At 41.2% G+C, this 19,652-nt stretch carries 17 protein-coding genes; 9 read left to right on the forward strand and 8 right to left on the reverse strand.

Features of this window, described 5'->3' with window-relative positions; translation table 11 throughout:
• Positions 1–94: 94 nt before the first annotated feature.
• Positions 95–976: a lipoyl synthase gene (gene lipA, locus AC5JMK_RS24420; RefSeq protein ID WP_096678852.1), complete on the forward strand. Its 882-nt coding sequence runs from the start codon at positions 95–97 to the stop codon at positions 974–976.
• Positions 977–1,152: 176 nt separating this feature from the next.
• Positions 1,153–1,299: a photosystem I protein PsaX gene (psaX, locus tag AC5JMK_RS24425; protein WP_096675318.1), complete on the forward strand. Its 147-nt coding sequence runs from the start codon at positions 1,153–1,155 to the stop codon at positions 1,297–1,299.
• Between the two features lie 169 nt (positions 1,300–1,468).
• On the opposite strand, the gene AC5JMK_RS24430 is transcribed toward psaX, so the two are convergent.
• Complete coding sequence (locus AC5JMK_RS24430) at positions 1,469–2,335, reverse strand: branched-chain amino acid ABC transporter permease (RefSeq protein WP_096675317.1); 867 nt, start codon at positions 2,333–2,335, stop codon at positions 1,469–1,471.
• A 182-nt stretch (positions 2,336–2,517) separates the two neighbouring features.
• Between AC5JMK_RS24430 and hrmK the strand changes: the two genes are divergently transcribed.
• Together hrmK and larE are read left to right on the forward strand one after the other, a co-directional pair.
• Positions 2,518–4,362: a hybrid histidine kinase/response regulator HrmK gene (gene hrmK / locus AC5JMK_RS24435; RefSeq protein ID WP_096675316.1), complete on the forward strand. Its 1,845-nt coding sequence runs from the start codon at positions 2,518–2,520 to the stop codon at positions 4,360–4,362.
• Between the two features lie 61 nt (positions 4,363–4,423).
• Positions 4,424–5,272: an ATP-dependent sacrificial sulfur transferase LarE gene (larE, locus tag AC5JMK_RS24440; protein WP_096675315.1), complete on the forward strand. Its 849-nt coding sequence runs from the start codon at positions 4,424–4,426 to the stop codon at positions 5,270–5,272.
• Between the two features lie 259 nt (positions 5,273–5,531).
• On the opposite strand, the gene pstB is transcribed toward larE, so the two are convergent.
• The 4 genes from pstB to pstS form a co-directional block, all read right to left on the reverse strand.
• On the reverse strand, positions 5,532–6,338 hold the full coding sequence (gene pstB / locus AC5JMK_RS24445) for a phosphate ABC transporter ATP-binding protein PstB (RefSeq protein WP_096675314.1): 807 nt from the start codon (positions 6,336–6,338) through the stop codon (positions 5,532–5,534).
• Positions 6,339–6,394: 56 nt separating this feature from the next.
• Positions 6,395–7,195 carry a phosphate ABC transporter permease PstA gene (pstA, locus tag AC5JMK_RS24450; RefSeq protein ID WP_096675313.1) on the reverse strand — a complete coding sequence of 267 codons (801 nt, stop codon included), beginning with the start codon at positions 7,193–7,195 and terminating at the stop codon, positions 6,395–6,397.
• A gap of 123 nt (positions 7,196–7,318) precedes the next feature.
• Complete coding sequence (gene pstC, locus AC5JMK_RS24455) at positions 7,319–8,272, reverse strand: phosphate ABC transporter permease subunit PstC (RefSeq protein ID WP_096675312.1); 954 nt, start codon at positions 8,270–8,272, stop codon at positions 7,319–7,321.
• A 222-nt stretch (positions 8,273–8,494) separates the two neighbouring features.
• The gene (gene pstS / locus AC5JMK_RS24460) at positions 8,495–9,682 is read right to left on the reverse strand and encodes a phosphate ABC transporter substrate-binding protein PstS (protein ID WP_495911217.1); all 1,188 of its coding nucleotides are present in this window, start codon (positions 9,680–9,682) and stop codon (positions 8,495–8,497) included.
• Positions 9,683–10,169: 487 nt separating this feature from the next.
• Here pstS and AC5JMK_RS24465 point away from each other — a divergent pair, with 487 nt between their 5' ends.
• Both AC5JMK_RS24465 and lspA read left to right on the forward strand, forming a co-directional pair.
• Positions 10,170–10,775, forward strand: a complete 606-nt coding sequence (locus AC5JMK_RS24465; RefSeq protein ID WP_096678850.1) for a biotin transporter BioY — start codon at positions 10,170–10,172, stop codon at positions 10,773–10,775.
• 94 nt (positions 10,776–10,869) lie between these two features.
• Entirely contained in the window at positions 10,870–11,340 is a 471-nt protein-coding gene (gene lspA, locus AC5JMK_RS24470) for a signal peptidase II (RefSeq protein ID WP_096678848.1), read from the forward strand.
• 221 nt (positions 11,341–11,561) lie between these two features.
• Here lspA and AC5JMK_RS24475 read toward each other — a convergent pair whose 3' ends face one another.
• Positions 11,562–12,269, reverse strand: a complete 708-nt coding sequence (locus AC5JMK_RS24475; protein ID WP_096675310.1) for a hypothetical protein — start codon at positions 12,267–12,269, stop codon at positions 11,562–11,564.
• Positions 12,270–12,709: 440 nt separating this feature from the next.
• Between AC5JMK_RS24475 and AC5JMK_RS24480 the strand changes: the two genes are divergently transcribed.
• The gene (locus AC5JMK_RS24480; RefSeq protein ID WP_096675309.1) at positions 12,710–14,983 is read left to right on the forward strand and encodes a transglycosylase domain-containing protein; all 2,274 of its coding nucleotides are present in this window, start codon (positions 12,710–12,712) and stop codon (positions 14,981–14,983) included.
• Between the two features lie 158 nt (positions 14,984–15,141).
• Here the strand turns inward: AC5JMK_RS24480 and AC5JMK_RS24485 are convergent, their stop codons facing one another.
• Positions 15,142–16,770, reverse strand: a complete 1,629-nt coding sequence (locus tag AC5JMK_RS24485; RefSeq protein WP_495911218.1) for a DUF4335 domain-containing protein — start codon at positions 16,768–16,770, stop codon at positions 15,142–15,144.
• On the reverse strand, positions 16,767–17,396 hold the full coding sequence (locus AC5JMK_RS24490) for a DUF3038 domain-containing protein (RefSeq protein WP_096675307.1): 630 nt from the start codon (positions 17,394–17,396) through the stop codon (positions 16,767–16,769). Before AC5JMK_RS24490 ends, AC5JMK_RS24485 begins: the two co-directional genes overlap by 4 nt.
• Positions 17,397–17,848: 452 nt before the next feature.
• Here AC5JMK_RS24490 and AC5JMK_RS24495 point away from each other — a divergent pair, with 452 nt between their 5' ends.
• A complete protein-coding gene (locus AC5JMK_RS24495; protein ID WP_096675306.1) occupies positions 17,849–18,367 on the forward strand; it encodes an adenine phosphoribosyltransferase in 519 nt (172 codons plus the stop codon).
• Between the two features lie 118 nt (positions 18,368–18,485).
• Entirely contained in the window at positions 18,486–19,532 is a 1,047-nt protein-coding gene (locus tag AC5JMK_RS24500) for an ABC transporter permease (RefSeq protein WP_096675305.1), read from the forward strand.
• Positions 19,533–19,652: the final 120 nt, after the last annotated feature.

The following is a 19,652-nucleotide window of genomic DNA, read 5'->3' on the forward strand; positions in this document are numbered from 1 at the left end:
GTGCTATGGAGCTATGGGTTTTAACCCTTAGCGGTATATTGAAAAAATTGGGATGCTCCCGGTCAAATCAACTCAAGTGAATTTTTTGGATGTCATGACCTCGTTTAGAACAAATCAACTCAAGTCTGAAATTGCTGCTTTGCCAACGTGGTTACGTCGCCCAATTGGCAAAGCTAGTGAACTCTCGACAGTACAACGTATTATCAAGCAGCGCCAGATTCATACTATTTGTGAAGAAGGACGTTGCCCAAATCGAGGGGAGTGTTACGCCCAAAAAACTGCGACCTTTTTACTTATGGGTCCAACATGTACTAGATCTTGTGCTTTTTGTCAAGTAGATAAAGGTCATGCACCTATGCCTTTAGATCCAGAAGAACCCAAAAAGGTGGCAGAAGCTGTACAACTGTTGGGACTACGTTATGTGGTACTGACTTCTGTAGCTCGTGATGATTTACCTGATCAAGGTGCTGGTTGGTTTGTGAAAACAATGGAAGCGATTCGCCAAGTGAACTCAGAGACTCAAATTGAGGTGTTGACTCCAGATTTTTATGGAGAATGGCAACGTATAGCTGCGATCGCCAACAAAAAACCAGCTTGTTATAACCATAATATCGAGACAGTGCGACGGTTAAGCGGACCAGTACGCCGAGGCGCAAAATATGATCGCTCGCTTTTAGTTTTACAAATTGTTAAAGAAATCGACCCCACTATCCCTACTAAATCCGGTTTGATGTTAGGACACGGAGAAACTGTCCAAGAAGTCATCGAAACCATGACAGATTTACGCCAAGTCGGATGCGATCGCCTGACAATTGGCCAGTATATGCGTCCTTCTCTAGAACATTTACCAGTGCAAAAATACTGGACACCAGCAGAATTTGATGAATTGGGTGCGATCGCCAAACAAATGGGATTTAGCCACGTCCGTTCCGGCCCTCTGGTTCGTAGTTCCTATCATGCTGGGGAAGAAGAGTAGAAGATTGTTGGTGGTTAGTTGTTAACTATCCCCCATGTCCCCTTTTCCCCTTTTCCCCGATCCCTAATCCCCGATCCAGATCTACCCAAAATCACGAAAATATTTTTAACGAAAGTGGTAAATAGGGACATCTGTTTGGTATTTCTGAAGAAGTCCTTAAGTTAGGAGTTCATCCGATGGCTAAAGCAGATACTACAGCAGATTTACCCGTAGCTAAATCAACAGCAGCTAAACCCCCCTACCCATTTCGTACGGGTTGGGCGTTGGCGCTTTTAGCTCTCAATCTCCTTGTAGCTGCCTATTACTTCCATATCGTTGAATAATTAAGCGGTTCAACTGGGAATGGGGATCGGGGAAAAGGGGATCAGGGATAGGGATAAGGGACTGGGGAAAATCCTTTCTCAATAACCAATTCCCGATATCCGATTCCCAATCCCATTAACCTCTACCCTCGATCCCCAATCCCTGATCCCCTTTTCCCCAATCCCCAGATCAGATCGTGCCTCGGAATAAACCTTTGGGACGAATCAGTAGTACTAAAATCATAATTAACAGGGCTACACCTTGTTTATACTGAGAACCAAGCAAAGGTGTACTCACTTCTTGGACAATACCGATAATAAAAGCAGCAGCGATCGCACCGTAAGGATTACCAATCCCACCTAAAATTACTGAAGCAAACAAAGGTAGTATTAAAAACCAACCCATATTAGGGCGTACAGCTTCACTTAGTCCTAACATGCTTCCACCTAAAGAAGTCAAGCTACCTGCTATCACCCAAGTCCACAATACAACTTGGTCAACATTAATACCAGAGACTCGTGCTAAGTCAATATCATCAGCAACGGCTCGCATTGCTTTACCGATTTTCGTATTTTGTAGGAGGTAATGCAGAACTAAAATTACTAATATTGCTAAAACAACCACCAACAGCTTGACTTGAGGTATCTTTATTCCCCAAAAGTCCAAAGCTTGAGCAACTGGTACATTGTATTTTTGATTGCTACCACCCCAGAAAAAGATAATACCATTGCGAAGAAATAGGGCTAGCCCAATAGAAATAATAATAAAGGTGGTGGAAGTAGCCCGAATCGAACGCATTCTTGACCACAGTAATTTTTCTGACAATAGCATTGCGGCAACAGTCCCTACAGCTGCTAGTATCATTGACAGCCAAATATTTATGCCAGTGGAATTGACAAGCAATGTTAAGTATGCACCGAGAGTGAGAAAGTCACCATGGGCAAAATTGGACAACCGTAAAATCCCATAAGTGAGAGTAAGTCCAACTGCACCCAAAGCGATAATACTCCCTACTGAGATCCCGTTGACGATTAATTGAACTAGTTGTGCATTCATAGCGTTACTTTTGTTTTAAGCTATTACAGCATAAAAGTTTCATCAAAAAATTTTTGTATTGCTTTCAAACTCGACATTTCCAGTTTTAGTCTGTAAATATAAAAAGAGGAGTGCGTTAATATACATAGCATCCTGTTTGCACTTTTGTGCAAAGCTAAACTTCTTAAGCGGTCTAGTTGACCATGCAGCAGTATTCAAGCTTACCAGAACCAAACTCACAAGTAGATGCAACACCAACTGTTTTGACAACTATCCAACAACTGCAAGCTGAGTTGTGGCTGGAACACAGCTTGAGTCGGTTGCAAAATCGCCTCAATGATTGTCTGGTAAGTTTAACTAGCAATCAACAAACAGTGGCTGGAGAAGCAGAAATTTTTCAAACTGTGGTTAACGAATTAAATAGTGTTTTGAATAACACCAAGGTAGCGATCGCACTTGTAGAACCACAAAAAAAAGTTGGCAAGGTTTGTTTTGTTCCAACTTCTACCTCTCAACATTCATCATCATTAATGATTGAAGGGATGGTGAAAAAGAAAAAAAAACTCCGTTTGAGATTAGCAGAAGAAATAGATATTGATGATTTGCAGTTGCTTGCACAACAAGAACCACCCGGCGTTTGGCAATTAGCCAATGATATTGATGGCGTGATTGGTTGGTTAATTATTGCTAGAACACCTGTAGAGTCTGATGCTAATGCATTCAAAGATACTTGTATACAAATCACACCACAACTGCTGACACGCGCTGTACAACAATGCGTTACCACCATAACCCAATTGCGAAAAGTACAATCTTTACAGCGCCACTGTCAACAGTTAGAAACTATCAATCAACAACTAGAACGTACTAATCAACTTAAAAATCAATTTTTAGCAAACACCAGTCACGAAATCCGTACTCCTCTAAGTTCAATTACTGGTTTTATCCACCTGCTGATAGCCCAAGGGTATGAACCCTCTAAAGAACGTCATCAAGAATATTTAGGCATTATTCAATCTAGTAGTAAGCATCTGTTGGCTTTGATTAACGACATTTTAGATTTGTCTAAAATTGAAGCCAATCAATTAGAAATGCAATGGGAACAAGTGGATTTGCCAACATTATGTCGCAATGTTCTACTTTTATTAAAAGAAAAAGCCACTAATAAAGGTTTAAAGATATCACTCGAATTAGATCCGAATGTTAATACCTTATTAGCTGATTCTTTGCGCCTTAAGCAAATGTTGTTGAATTTATTGTTTAATGCAGTTAAATTCACCACTAATGGCAGCGTTGGCTTACAAGTTAAACTCAAAAATTATTGGATATATTTTACAGTTTGGGATACTGGTATTGGCATATCTCAAGAACATCAAGCAGAACTTTTCCAACCTTATTTTCAGATTTCTAACAGCGTAGTTAGTCGAAACGAAGGCACTGGTTTAGGATTAGTTGTGACTCAAAAACTCGCTGAACTTCATGGTGGTAGAGTAGAAGTAGAATCAGAACTAGGTCATGGTTCTCGATTTACTATTGTACTACCCCTCAAACAGAAGTGTGAAACCGAGAAAGTAGAGGAAGTGGAGGAGTTGGGGAAAGTAGGGAAAAAAGCGAAGACAGAAGATATATCTAGAACCTCTCAATCATTCTCCAAAAATAATTATTTCCCAAATATTTTGTTAGTAGAAGACGACTCAGATAATGCCCGATTAATACAAATTTATCTGCAAAAATTGGGTTATCAGATAAATTTGGTCAATAACGCAGAGCAAATGTGGAAAATATTATATCAGCAAAAGCCAGCTGTAATTTTACTAGATATTAAACTACCAGATGAGGATGGTCTAGGAATCATACAAAAGTTGCGAGAACATCAGCAGTATCGAAATATTCCGATAATTGTGCAAACTGCAATGGCAATGAAAGGCGATCGCGAAATTTGTCTCGCAGCAGGAGTCAACGAATATATTTCTAAACCGATAGATTTACCATTGTTAGCAAGTTTAGTGGCAAAAAATATATATAAAACCTTCTATCGCAACCATTAAATACTAAGGAGTTAGTAAAATGTAATTGGTAGGGTGCTGTAGTTTTTGGTTAGGTCATAAAATGATGTTAACAGAAAAATTTGAGCAATTAAAAGCAATATTTGCAGAGATGAAGCGAGCTTTAATTGCTTACTCTGGTGGTGTTGATAGTACTTTAGTTGCTAAGGTTGCTTATGATGTCTTGGGCGATTGCGCTTTGGCTGTAACAGCTGTTTCACCAAGTCTGTTACCTGAAGAATTGGAAGATGCCAAAATTCAAGCAGCAACGATGGGGATTCCGCATCAAATCATCGCTACACACGAGATGGAAAATCCTAGTTACACTTCCAACCCTGTTAACCGTTGTTATTTCTGCAAAAGTGAATTGCATGATACTCTCAAACCCTTAGCTGTGGAAATGGGTTATCCCTACGTAATCGATGGGGTAAATGCTGATGACTTGCATGATTATCGCCCAGGAATTCAGGCGGCGAAAGAAAGAGGTGCGCGATCGCCTCTAGCAGAAGTTGGTATTACCAAAGCCGAAGTCCGACAACTTTCCCAACAACTCGGTTTACCTTGGTGGGATAAACCCGCCCAACCTTGTCTGAGTTCACGTTTTCCCTATGGTGAAGAAATTACTGTAGCGAAGTTACAACGTGTAGGTAGAGCAGAAATTTATCTGCGTAAGTTGGGATGGAAAAATTTACGAGTACGTTCAGAAGGTGATACTGCCAGAATTGAATTATCATCAGAACAAATCAAAGATTTTGTATTAAATACGGATTTAAAAACAGTAGTTTCTACATTTCAAGAGTTTGGTTTTATCTACGTAACTCTCGATTTGGAAGGTTATAGCAGTGGTAAATTAAATCGAGTTTTAAATTCGCAACAAGCCCTAATTCACACGGGAGCATCACTCTCCGGCTAATCGTAATAAATCTGCTTACAATATTTTGTGCCAAATTTTTTAAACTTTAGCTAACCGAGTCAAAAATCTGTTGCGCTGTGAGGTTTTTCAAATTCTTCTGGTTTACTACCAACACATCAGGTAATCTATCTGTGTGCATCTGTATGCATCGGTATTCGATATACAAAATATTAAAAAAGCTAGTTCTCTTTCCCTCAAAAGAACTAGCTTTGCACTTTCTTTATGCATCTTAATTGCTGCCCTGTTCAAGGTACAGTCTTTAACCGAACTTACCGCTAACGTATTCCTTAGTGGCTTCTTGTTGAGGATTTTGGAAAATTGCTTCTGTGCGGTCAAATTCCACTAAATAGCCAGTCCGACCACCTTTTTCTGATGTCTGGACGTTGAAAAAGGCTGTCATATCCGACACACGGGAAGCTTGTTGCATGTTGTGAGTCACAATCACCACGGTATAGCGCTGTTTGAGGTCGTGGATGAGTTCTTCAACTTGCAAGGTAGAAATAGGATCAAGCGCCGAACAAGGTTCATCCATTAAAATTACATCTGGCTGAACAGCGATCGCACGAGCAATACACAAACGCTGTTGTTGACCACCAGACAAAGATAAACCACTTTGCTTGAGTTTGTCTTTTACATCTTCCCACAAAGCAGCTTGTTTGAGCGATCGCTCTACCAATTCATCCATGTCTCCTTTGTAGCCGTTGAGTCTCGGCCCAAAAGCGATATTGTCATAAATTGATTTGGGGAAAGGGTTGGGTCTTTGAAACACCATCCCGATTTTACGGCGTACTTCTACAGGGTCAACTTGGGGTGCGTAGAGGTTTTCACCATAGTAAAAAACTTTACCTTCTGCCCGAAATGATTCAATGAGATCATTCAGGCGGTTATAACATCTAAGTAAAGTACTTTTACCACATCCAGAGGGGCCAATAAAGGCTGTAACGCGATTTTTCTGAACATCCATCCAGACATCACGTACTGCTAAGAAGCTACCGTAGTAGATGTTAAGACCCTCGGCCCGTAAAACAGTATCTGTTTGGTTGGCGGTGCTGATGTTTGTTACCATAAATGCTAGATATTGCTAACTTGACAATGTAATAAAGATGTGATAATAAGTTGGCATCATGTGTATTTTTTGCGATGAGTTGCCAAACGAGCAATAATACTCGTAAGCAGCACCATCAACACCAAAATTAGAGATGCAGCCCAAGCCATTGCCTGCCAGTTTTTATAGGGAGCGATCGCGAAGTTATAAACTAAAACTGCAAGGGAAGCTGTGGGTTTAAACAAACCATCAAACCAGTACTGAGAGAATAAAGCGGTGAATAATAGCGGTGCGGTTTCACCTGCGGCTCGTGCGATCGCTAGTGTTGAACCTGTGACAATTGCTGGTAAAGCTGCTGGTAAAACTACCCACGCCACTTTTTGATAGTTTGTTGCTCCTAAACCAGTTGCAGCTTGGCGCAAATCATCTGATACCAACTGTAAGGCTTCGTCTGTAGTCTTTACAATAATAGGTAGCATCAATACTGACAGCGCTACTCCCCCACCAAAAGCGGAAAACGAGCCGATGGTCACTACCACAATCCCGTAAGCAAACACCCCCGCAATGATTGAAGGGACACCACTGAGAATATTTGTAGAAAAGCGCACCCAGCGAGCAATTTTCCCAGAGCTAAACTCAGTCAAATAAACAGCACCTAAAACTCCTATGGGGATGCTAATCAAAGCACCAATGCCTACCATGATGATTGTACCGATGATGGCATTACCAAAACCCCCTCCTGGCGCCAATGGTGGTGGTGGTAACTCAGTAAACAAACTTGGTCGCAGACTAGCAAAGCCTTGAATTATGACGTAGGAAAGTACTGCTATTAAAGGTATGAGTGCCAATATTCCACATATAAATGCAATGACTGTCATCACAGTGTTGAATATCGTTCGGGGTGACGACGAACGAGCCATACTATTGTGGAGAGATGCACTTTGAGATTTGTCTGTATAAGCCATATTTCAACACACTTCAAAACACAAAAATGCTACAGTCTACAGTCGATTGACTCGCATGACTATGAACTCAGCCAAAACATTTACTATCAGAGTTAAAACAAACAGAATCAAAGCAGCGTACATCAGAGCAGATATTTGCAGACCGCTTGCTTCGGCGAACTGATTTGCTAGTAAAGAAGAAATGGTGTTAGCTGGTGCAAACAATGAAGGGCTAATTCTGTTCGAGTTACCAATCAACATTGTTACAGCCATTGTTTCTCCCATCGCCCGACCTAAAGCCAGCATCACGGCGCTGACGATTCCAGAGAAAGCAGTAGGTAAAATTACTTTAAAAAGTGCTTCCCAACGGGTTGCTCCGAGTCCTAGAGCTGCTTGACGCAAACTAGAAGGTACAGAAATTAACGCGTCGCGAGAAATTGCTGTAATAATTGGCAAAGTCATGATACCTAAGATGATTCCCGCCGGAAACATCGCTGGCCCTGTGGGAACAGTACTAAAAATTGGCAGCCAACCAAAAGAATTATGAAGCCATTTCCCTAGAGCAGTAAGCGGAGGAATCAATACAAAAATTCCCCAGATACCATAGACTACACTGGGAATTGCTGCTAAAAGTTCTACCAAAAACACCAATACTGTACGTACAGATAATGGTAGCCAATTTTCGCTTAAAAGTATAGCCGTGCCAACACCAATCGGTACAGCTAGTAATAAACCAATAAATGCACTAACTAAAGTTCCGTATACTTGCGGTAGTACACCGTATACATTATTTACAGGGTTCCAAGTACTTTCTGTTAAAAAGCGGACTACACCAAATTCTTTAATTGCAGGTACAGATTCAATACCAACCTGTATGGCTATCCACAACAAGATAGCAGCGATCGCCAGAGCAAATATTCGCGTTAACCAAATAAAGCCTTTATCTAAAGACTTTTCAAACTCAGAACGAGGACTAATAGTAGGCTTATCACCTTGGGCTGATATATTCATGAATGACTTTACCCATCAACGGTTCAAAAAGTGGGAGCGAACCTTGCTAGTCATTAGTTATTAGTCATTGTCACTCGTCATTGATTTAAGTATCTGGACAAAATTAAATTTGTTTGTGGAGACTTTTAACAGGGAATAGGGAACTCTTAACGAGAAAACAATCTGTGTCATTAACTCTGTCTAAGTACTGATCACAAATGACAAATGACAAATGACTAAATATTATTTACTTGCGCTGGAATCATTGCTTGAACCTACGGCAATTTTATAGTCAGGGCTGATCGCGTCCGCAGCCGCAGCTACTTTCTCTACTACGTTTGCAGGTAGAGGAACATAACCTAGCTCTGGAGCATTTTTCTGACCTTCTGTCAAGCCGTACTCAACCATAGCTTCAATTGCTTTGGCTTTTGCTGCTTCAGGATATTTTTTGTGAACCAAAAGCCAAGTATAGGTAACGACGGGATAGGAAGCATCTCCTTCAGGATCTGTGATGAAGGCGCGGAGATTTTCAGGTAAAGTAACTGCTTCTAGGGTTTTTGCTGCTGACTCATCAGTAGGTACAACAAATTTACCTGCTTTATTTTCCAAAGCCGCAAACTTGAGATTATTTTGTTTGGCGTAGCCGTATTCTATGTAACCAATTGAGCCTGCTGTTTGGGTAATTTGAGCAGTCACACCTTCATTACCTTTAGCACCAACTCCTACAGGCCAGTTGACAGTTTTACCGTCACCGACTTTACTCTTCCATTCTGGGCTAACGGCGCTGAGGTGTTTTGTAAATACACCTGTAGTACCACTACCATCAGAACGATAAATTACTGTAAGTGGTTCGTTAGGAAGTTTTGCACCTGGGTTTGCAGCAGCGATTTTCGGATCGTTCCAAGACTTGATTTTGCCTAGCAGAATATCAGTGTAAACTTCCCGTGGAAGCTTTAATTCTGGAACATCTGGTAAATTGTAAGCTAGGACAATGCTACCAGCTGTCATGGGTAACATTAGTACGCCTTTATCTGCTGGTATTTTTTGGATTTCTTCATCCTTCATCGCTACGTCGCTAGCGCCAAAGTCTACAGTACCTTGGGTAAATTGCTCAACCCCAGCACCGCTACCAACAGACTGATAGTTAACTTGCAGATCAGGATATTTTTTGTTTAAGTCAAAAAACCAACGACTATACAGTGGCGCTGGAAATGTTGCACCAGCTCCAGTTAACGATACTTTTCCACCAAGATCCAATTTTGCAGGACTCGAAGCAGTTGTATCAGTAGCAGCACCAGGAGTTGCGTCGCCAGTGGAAGTGTTGTTTTGAGCTTCCTGTCCACCGCAAGCAGCTAGGCTGATCGCTAGTGCTAATACCGAAATAGTTCTCGTTAGGCGAGATTTATGAATTACTGACGTACGGGAAAGCATGGATTATGATATTGGGTCTTAATTTTTCCAGCTAAACCCCTATGATGATATAGCTTTTTGGTAAAGAGAAGGTTAAAGACACAAGGATTATGATGTTTTTAACTAGTATTTTTATACAAGTTTTAATTTTGTTAAGTTGACTAAGGTTTTTGATTGCAATCGATTCTCATTTCTCAAGCTAGAAGCTAGGGGCTTTGCAGCGAAGAATTTTGGTAAAGTTATTGAATAACTTTTTTGAATAAGTTGAGAAGATATAGCGGTTCTCATTTGAATCAAATACACCACCATGAACAATGTAGAGACGTTACATGTAACGTCTGAGCGCAGCGTATTGCACACAACCGAGAAGCGCTATAAAAAGATGTAAAGGCGTGTAAGAGTCATGAGCATCAATTGAGTATTTATTTTTGTATAAAAAGATGCTCGATATTAGCTAATAAACACATAAAATTATCGTTTTGAGCGTTTAATGAGCATTAAACTCAGGATGAAGGCTATAAATATTGAAAATACAAGGACTTTGCAATTACTATGGTCTATGATTGGCTTACTGCTAACTATGGGTGGTACTTTCTTAGAAGCAAATACTACCACCTTACCTTGGAGTTGGAGTAAGCACGGAATTCACACTTTTTCCTTGGGCGTCACTTTTCAAATCGGCGGGGTGCTACTTGTAGGATGTTTAGGTGGCAAAAATGCTGGCGCCATTTCACAAATAGCATATTTGGTGATGGGACTAACTTTATTACCCGTATTTGCTAGTGGTGGTGGTCTTGGCTATGTTAAGCTATCACAGTTTGGTTATTTACTGGGCTTTATTCCAGGAGCTTGGATTTGTGGCTTTTTTGCCTTTAAAGCCAGACCTCGACTGGAAGCACTAGCATTTAGTTGTATTTGTGGCTTGTTAACTGTTCACGTCTGCGGTATTAGTTATTTGATTCTCAGCTATGTTTTACAGTTACAAGGTACAGAAACTCTGACCCTGATGCAAGCAATCCTCAGATATTCTTGGTTTGCATTACCAGGACAACTAGCTGTGATCTGTGCTGTCACTGTCATAGCGTATGTGCTACGTCACTTAATGTTTTATTAGTCTTTTGTCATTTGTCATTTGTCATTTGTCAAAAGCTAATGACTAATGGCTAATGACTAATGGCTAATGACTAATGATTCTTGACTATTTTGCCATGCGTTTTAAAAATAAATTCTTCTGGATTACTGGCTTTATTGCTTTTTTTTTAGACCAAATCACAAAATATTGGGTGGTACAAACCTTTAGTTTGAAACAAACATTGCCAGTGTTACCTGGTATATTTCATTTAACATATGTGACTAATACTGGTGCAGCTTTTAGCTTGCTATCAGGAAAAGTAGAATGGTTACGTTGGCTATCTTTGGGAGTGAGTTTAGCACTAATAGCTTTGGCATGGTTGGGCCCAAACTTAAACCGTTGGGAGCAGTGGGGTTATGGTTTAATATTGGGTGGTGCTATGGGTAATGGTATAGACCGCTTTGCTTTAGGTTATGTTGTTGATTTCTTAGATTTTCGACTGATTAACTTTCCTGTATTTAATTTGGCAGATGTGTTTATTAATATTGGTATTGTCTGTCTGTTGATTGCCACTTTTCAAAAAACACCAACTTCTAGTCGCAGGTAAATTTTATCAAAAAAAAGGTGTAGGAGGAATGATTTGATGGCTCGCGATCGCACCTCACTTTTCTTTTTCCACACCTACACATCCCAAAATACACAAACAAGAGGCTATTTTATATAGCCTCTTGTCATCCTAAAAAAGCAGCAAATTTTTAAACACGTCAAAAATTAAGAAACCTGTATCAGAATCATCTCATAAACAAGGTGAAGCCTGATCTTAAATGATTATTGACCAGTACCAGTACCACTACCAGGAGTGAGCTGAGTTGGACTGCTAGAGTCAGGTGCTGGAGTTGTACTATCCGGTGCTGGAATAATCTGAGTTGGACTGCTAGAGTCAGGTGCTGGAGTTGTACTATCCGGTACTGGAGTGATCTGAGTTGGACTGCTAGAGTCAGGTGCTGGAGTTGTACTATCCGGTGCTGGAATAATCTGAGTTGGACTGCTAGAGTCAGGCGCTGGAGTTGTACTATCCGGTGTTGTGCTATCCGGTGCTGGAGTTGTACTATCCGGCATTGTGCTATCCGGTGTTGTGCTGTCCGGTGCTGGAGTTGTACTATCCGGCATTGTGCTATCCGGTGTTGTGCTATCCGGTGCTGGAGTTGTACTATCCGGTGTTGTGCTATCCGGTGTTGTGCTATCCGGTGCTGGAGTTGTACTGTCAGGAGCCGGAGTTGTACTGTCAGGAGATGGAGTTGTACTATCTGGTGTTGTAGTGTTGCTCGATGCTCCCTGACAACGGGAATTTAATGGAAAATATTCACACAGAATCTTCTTCCCCTCTGGTGAAAGTTTAATTTCTGGGGGTGAAGTAGTGGTTTCTTGATTCTGCTGGCTTAATTCAGGAAATTTGGTGATTTGGGCAGCAGCAATATTGCTGGTTAATGCCAGAGTCAGGGCCGCGCCTGTCAGGGTAATAAATTTCCCCTTCATATTACTTAACCTCAACACCTTTAAAGAATACTCGGCCCATTAAATCAAACAATAGGCTTTATAAAATCTTCCTAAAAGTAGATGTTTTTTTTGATTTTATATGATTTTTGTTTTTAGGTTGTAAAAATTAAATCATTAAATAATAAAATTTTAGTAGAAATAAATACTACAAAACCCAGCTTAAGTTGTTGTAATCCAAGTAAATAGGCTATTTAAACATAAAACCGAGTAGAACCAAAAGAAAATTTATTAACTAGATCAACATGTAAAAAAACTAACGTTCAAAGTCATATTGATATATATTATCTTGATGTCAATAAAAATTGGGAACCACTCTGTGCTGCTAACGTCCTTGTAACGTTATGAGTACAATGGTGGAATACAAACACCAAGATGGCAGTTCGCCGATTTTTCAGTAATATCCGTGGTTTCTTTAGCCGATGAGTTCCCCCCAACCCCCTCAAAAGCCACAAACATTGCTTGGTCAGATAACGCAAGCAGTACAAACAATTCAAGCTCGGGTTGATTTTTCCAAACTAGCACTTAAGCCTAATGCCAGAGTACCAGAACTCTGGGTGCAGGATGCAGGGGCGGATAAGGCAGAAGTATATCCGTTATTGGGCGATCGCTATATGCTAGGTCGCAGTTCCAAATCCTGTGATATCGTCGTCCGCAACCCGGTTGTCAGCCAAATTCACTTGTCACTGTCACGGGATTCGACTCAACGGCAACCTATTTTTGTCATCAAAGATGAAAATTCTACAAATGGCATTTATCGTGGCAAGCGTCGGCTTACATCCCTAGAATTGCGTCATGGTGATGTCCTCACCTTGGGACCACCAGAACTGGCTGCTTCAGTGAAGCTACAATACGTTGATCCACCCCCTTGGTACGTCAAAGCCGCAACTTGGACTGCTTACGGAATGGGTGGTGTTAGCGCTCTGACAGTGCTAGTAATTGGTGCTGAATCCCTAAGATTTCGTGTTAGACCTCTACCTAACCCAACTCGCGCTCCTGTGGTTGTATATGCAGGTGATGGGGAAACACCGCTACGTGAGCCAAGGAATACTGCTCATGTAGACATGAAAGGACTCAAAGATTTCGGGCCGTATTTGCCGTCGGCGGTAGTTGCTTCTGAAGATAGCCGTTACTACTGGCATTTTGGCGTAGATCCCTATGGCATTCTCCGAGCCGTCCTCATCAATACCCGCAGTGGTGATGTGCAACAAGGCGCTAGTACAGTTACCCAGCAAGTTGCTCGCAGTTTGTTTCGTGATTATGTTGGTAGACAAGATTCCCTGGGCCGCAAAGTTCGAGAGGCGATTGTCTCTCTAAAATTAGAAACCTTTTATAGCAAAGATCAGATTTTATTGACTTATTTAAACCGAGTATTTTTAGGGGCTGATACTTCTGGGTTTGAAGATGCTGCACGGTATTATTTTGATAAGTCAGCCAAGGAATTAACTTTGGCTGAATCCGCTACTTTAGTGGGTATTTTGCCTGGACCTAACAGTTTTAATTTCTGTGGCGATAATCAAAGTAGAACAAGGATTATAGAGTATCGTAACCGCGTTTTACGACGGATGCTTGAAGCGGGTAAAATCAAGCAAGATGATTATAATCGAGCCAGGCGATCGCCTGTAGATGTCAGCCCAAAAGTCTGTCAACAGCAGGCAAAAACCATCGCCCCGTATTTGTACAGCTACATTTTCCAAGAACTGGAATCCATCTTGGGAAAAGACTTGGCGGGTGAAGGTAACTTTATTATCGAAACTCAGCTAGACATTGGAATGCAACAACAAGCTGAAGCTTCGTTGCGTAACTATGTTAACAACGCTGGGAGCAATTTTAAGTTTTCCGAAGGAGCAATAGTTACCCTAGATTCCAGTACTGGCGCTATCCGAGCAATGGTAGGTGGTACAGATTATAGAACTAGTCAGTTCAATCGTGCTTATCAGGCTAAAAGACAACCTGGTTCTACCTTTAAAGTATTTGCTTACGCCGCCGCCATAGAACAAGGAATTTCACCCGCTAATAGTTATTCCTGCTCTCCTTTAACTTGGCAGGGTTTTACCTATAAACCTTGTCGAGCAGGTTCTGATGTCAGTTTAAGTATTGCTACTGGACTTGCCCAATCTGAAAACCCTATCGCCCTACGAGTTGCTAGGCAAATTGGGCTAAATAGAGTAGTAGAGATGGCAAAGCGTTTGGGAGTCAAATCAAACTTAGATCCAGTACCAGGATTAGTGTTAGGACAAAGCGAAGTCAATGTTTTGGAAATGACTGGTGCTTTTGGCGCTATAAGTAATCGCGGTGTGTGGAACCGTCCCCATGCAATTAGCCGCATTTTAGATAGCAGTGATTGCCGCGATCGCAAAGATTTAAAGACTTGCCGTGTAATTTACGCCTTTGATAAGGATGCTGAAGCCAACAAACGCGTACTGCGAAACGATATCGCCGCTACTATGACTCGCTTACTCCGAGGAGTAGTAACAAATGGTACTGGTGGTCGCGCTGCACTCGGTGATTTCGCGGTATCTGGTAAAACTGGTACAACCAATAACAACGTAGATTTATGGTTTATTGGCTTTATTCCTAGTCGTCAACTAGTAACTGGTATCTGGCTAGGCAACGACAACAATTCCCCAACATCTGGTAGTAGCGCTCAAGCTGCCCAATTGTGGGGAAATTATATGGGTAGAGTTGTGAGATAAGGATTGGGGATTGGGGATTGGGGATCGGGGATCAGGTGGAAGGGAAGGAAGACAAGGGTGACAAAGAGGACAAGCAGGACAAGGAGGAGAGAATAATACACTAACCAATTTTCAATACCCGCTCCCGGCTCCCTGATCCCTGATCCCCGCTCCCCAATTTACTGATACCCTTGCCAAGGTGTAATTTCTAACTTTCCACTCGGCTGAAAGATGACTTGGAAATGAGCCAGAGGTTCTTTGTTTATTGACGCTGATTGATTTGAGGGGTCAGATGACTGGAACATTTGTGGCAGAGGTGTTTCTCGAAAATAATCAAATGCTACTTGGTTGAGTGGTTCATAATCAGTAATGATGCCATCTTTGTTGACTGCTACACGATACTTTAAATCGATGGTATAGCTGGGTTTACCATGCCAATTTTGGCGAATACCATCATACAGTTGTTGGTTTAACTGTTCAACTTGAATGGCATCAGAAATTTTAGCTCCGATTACATCTGGTTTGGTTGTGTAACCACGCCAAGGACTAACTTGCAGTACACCATCTCTAGTGAAGACGACTCGATATTGAGCGATCGGTTCATTGGTAATTGGAGGGCGAACAGCAGGATTGTAAATTAGATTTGGTAGAGGAGTTTGATTTACTGCTTGATTTGCCTCTGGATTGACAGCTTTGTAACCAACGATCGCACCATCTGCTGCTACACCTACACGAAAAGCTAAATCAGCATTCAGTCCTTGGCGATTTTTCCAGTTGGGGTGAATTTGGTTATAAACTTGCCGATTTAAGGCACGTAACTGAGATGCATCTGTGATTTCAGGAACATTAGTTAAAAGTGTTTCTAAATCTTGATTAACTACAGATGTTGAACTCGGTGTGGGGTTAGCAACAGTTGTAGAAGTGGGTGTAGGGGTAAATTCGGGAGTTGTTGCTATCTGTTCATTAGCAGTTGGAGTAGGAGTAAATGCTGGAGTTGCAGCTATTTGAGCATTGACAGTCGGGGTGGGGGTAAATTCGGGAGTCGCAGCTATTTGTGCATTGACATTAGGTGTAGGATTTGTTGCTACAAATTGGTTGGCAGCTGGCGAAGGACTAGTAGTCGCTTCTGGATTAGTGGCTGGTGTTGACGGAGTAACACTTGAGGTATTTGAGTCAGATTGTTGCTGTGTAGTTGGTTGTGGTGGAGGAGGAGGTGGTATCATGGCAAAAGCGATCGCCGCAGCCGCCAAACTAGTTACCCCGACACTAGCTGGTACTGCCTGCTTGACCAAACCTTCACTACTAGAGCCATAACGTCTAGGAACTGGTTGTAATTCTAGTGATAGCTCAGGTAGAGTTTGGGTATCAGCAAAAAATTGATCAACGGCTTCTACCAAATCAAATAACTGTACTGTATTTAAATCTATTTGAACTGGCTGCTTGCCATCATGAACATAATTAGGCTGTAATATTTGCCCATTAGGAATTTCCGAATGTACAATCAATCGATGTCGATTGTACTCAAGCTTCTGCATTTGCACCAATTCAGAATCAAAATTGTGTGCTTGTGGGTGAGCAACACTACTTAAAAATTCTTGGGCATAAGCACTAACTGTTCTCACCAAACTTTCAAAAAATTCTCTACCACCCGATAGTGGTTGGCTATAACCTGATAAATAACATTCTGCATTTACCAATATAGATAGTGCTGGGCGCAGTTCCTGAAATTGTGCAGCCCTTGTAGCATCACTTAAACCCTCTAGAACTAACGTGCAATTTGGTAAACTATACTTACGTTGAATATTCATTCCACTTCACCGTCAAAAAGACTAATCCAGAAGCGCTGCATTCCAGCCGTACCTGTACAAAATAGTAATTTACCCAGCAAATCTATAGCCAACTCATCTAATTTTTCATCTGAATTTAATGCCATAACCCCAGAACGTCGTGGATTCATCCGGCTTTTAAAATGTGCTCTAAACCGTTCTAAGTAATTAGATAATCGTAAATTTTGTTCGAGTGGAATCTGCTTTTCATCCAGTTGCTGGTATATCATGAGCAACTGACGAATGACAACTGTCAAGCGCCGTGCTAAATAAGAAGCAATGACCACCAAGGCTTTAGCCTCCGTAATTGTCAAAGAACGGCGAATATGCGCTCTTCTGAGGGGATTAGTGCTACGCATTCGCCACAAATTCACCCTGTCTTTAATAATTCCTTTCAATTCCAATTCTTGTGCAAATGACAAAATGGCTTCTGAACTACCAAGTTCTAAAGCTTCAATAGCCAATAAAATCAAGTCTATTTGCACCCTAGTTTTACGGGGGCAAGAAGCCTGTCCTTCAATAGCAGGATCAGGTAAAGTATCCAAAATCATTGGCGGTGACTGGGGAATAGGGCTGTTATATGGCGTTAAACTAGCGGAGACATTCATTATAAATACCTTGTGCAGCTGCAACAGAGTCGGTAAAACTAATTTAAGATATATAGCCAAATTGGCATGTGTTTGTTTGTGTTCAGGGCATAGTAGCTCGATATATACATTAACTTACCCGTTCTATTTAAAGTTTTCCGCATACACAAAATGCAAGTTTTCCAATCACGGTTGTTTCTTATAGTTTACTTAGTATCATTTCATCTTTAACTGGGTGTAGTTTCTGGTAATCACCAATAGATAGGTTTGTGAATATTTCCAAGCGTACGACATAATAGTGTACGATTTTTCAGGTATCTGCCCTAACTGCCCGATGTATTTCCATCAGCAAAATGGGGGCAACTAAGAGGTTAAGGGATAAAGGCTAAGGAAGAGTGAATAATTTCCAAGTTCCTTCAAACCTTTTTCCTAGATTTTTGCTCCACCTTCATATACGCTATATTTCTTCACTTATGGATCTAAAGTCTCTGATTCGTGATATCCCAGATTTTCCTAAACCCGGAATTTTATTTCGGGATATTACCACCCTACTGCGCGATCCCCAAGGGCTGCGCCACACCATAGACTTGTTTACACAAAAAATTCTAGAAGCCGGACTGAAGGCAGATTACGTGATCGGAATGGAGTCGCGGGGTTTCATGTTTGGCACACCTCTGGCTTATCAATTAGGAGCTGGTTTTATCCCTGTTCGTAAACCGGGCAAATTACCAGCAGCAGTACATTCAATTGAATATGAACTAGAGTACGGTACAGATTGTTTGGAAGTACATCAAGATGCTTTGCACCCCCAAAGCCGAGTTTTGATTGTAGACGATTTGATTGCCACAGGTGGAACCGCAGGTGCAACTGCAAAATTAGTAGAAAAAATTGGCTGCGAACTGGTAGGGTTTGGGTTTATTATCGAGCTACGAGATTTACAAGGACGTAAAAATCTGCCAGATGTGCCGATTGTCAGCCTTGTTGAATATTAGTCATTGGTCATTGGTTACTGGTCATTGGTCATTGATTGATAGTTACTAATTGTTACAAATGACGAATGACAAAGGACAATTGACAAATGACCAATGACGGACAAAGGACAATTGACAAATGACTACCACAAGAATTTCCCCAGAAGCATTTAGGGATGGGCTAGTAAGAATAGTTGCTAACGAAACATTTCTTTATGTGATTAAAAGATTATTGCAGGCGTTGTTAACTTTGTTTTTGGCGTCAGCTTTGTCGTTTTTTATTATTCAACTTGCTCCAGGGGATTTCTTGTCAACGCTACAGCAAAACCCGAAAATCGATCCAGCGAGAATAGAGCAACTCAGGCGACAATTTGGTTTGGATAAGTCGTGGCCAGAGCAATTCTTTCTCTGGTTGGGGCGCATTATCACTCAAGGGGATTTTGGCACAAGTTTTGTTTACCAACGTTCTGTAGCTTCACTGATTTGGGAGAGGGTTCCAGCAACTTTATTGTTGGCTATTTCTTCTTTAGTTGTGACTTGGGCGATCGCTATTCCTTTAGGTATCGTTGCTGCTGTGAAGCAAAATCGCTTTACAGACAGGATTTTACAAGTGGTTAGCTATGCTGGGCAAGGATTTCCCAGTTTCATCACTGCTTTGTTATTGCTGATTTTTGCTCAATTAACTACTCCCATATTTCCCGTGGGTGGAATGACTAGCATCAATCACACCGATTTGACATGGTTTGGTCAAATCATCGATATCGCCTGGCACATGATTTTACCCACCATCGCCCTAAGTATTACTAGCTTTGCTGGATTGCAGCGCATCACTCGTGGTGAGCTACTGGATGTACTACGTCAAGATTACATCCAAACGGCTCGCGCCAAAGGGCTACCAGAAAATCGAGTCATTTACGTTCATGCTCTGCGGAACGCCATCAACCCCTTAATTACTTTGTTAGGTTTTGAATTAGCGAGTTTATTAAGTGGTGCATTTATTGCCGAATTTTTCTTTAATTGGCCTGGTTTAGGAAGACTAACTTTGCAAGCAGTGCAGAATCAAGATTTATATTTACTAATGGCAAGTTTGGTGATGGGCGCAGTGCTATTAATAGTTGGTAATTTAATAGCAGATTTGCTGCTTAAAGTAGCTGATCCTCGTATTCGTTTAGAAAATTTAAATTAGTTTTTTGTCATTAGTCATGAGTCATTTGTCCTTTGTTATTTGTAAGAAATAGTAATTATTAATCCATGACCAATGACCAATGACCAATGACCAATGACCAATGACCAATGACCAATGACC

This window comes from Pelatocladus sp., from assembly GCF_059505505.1.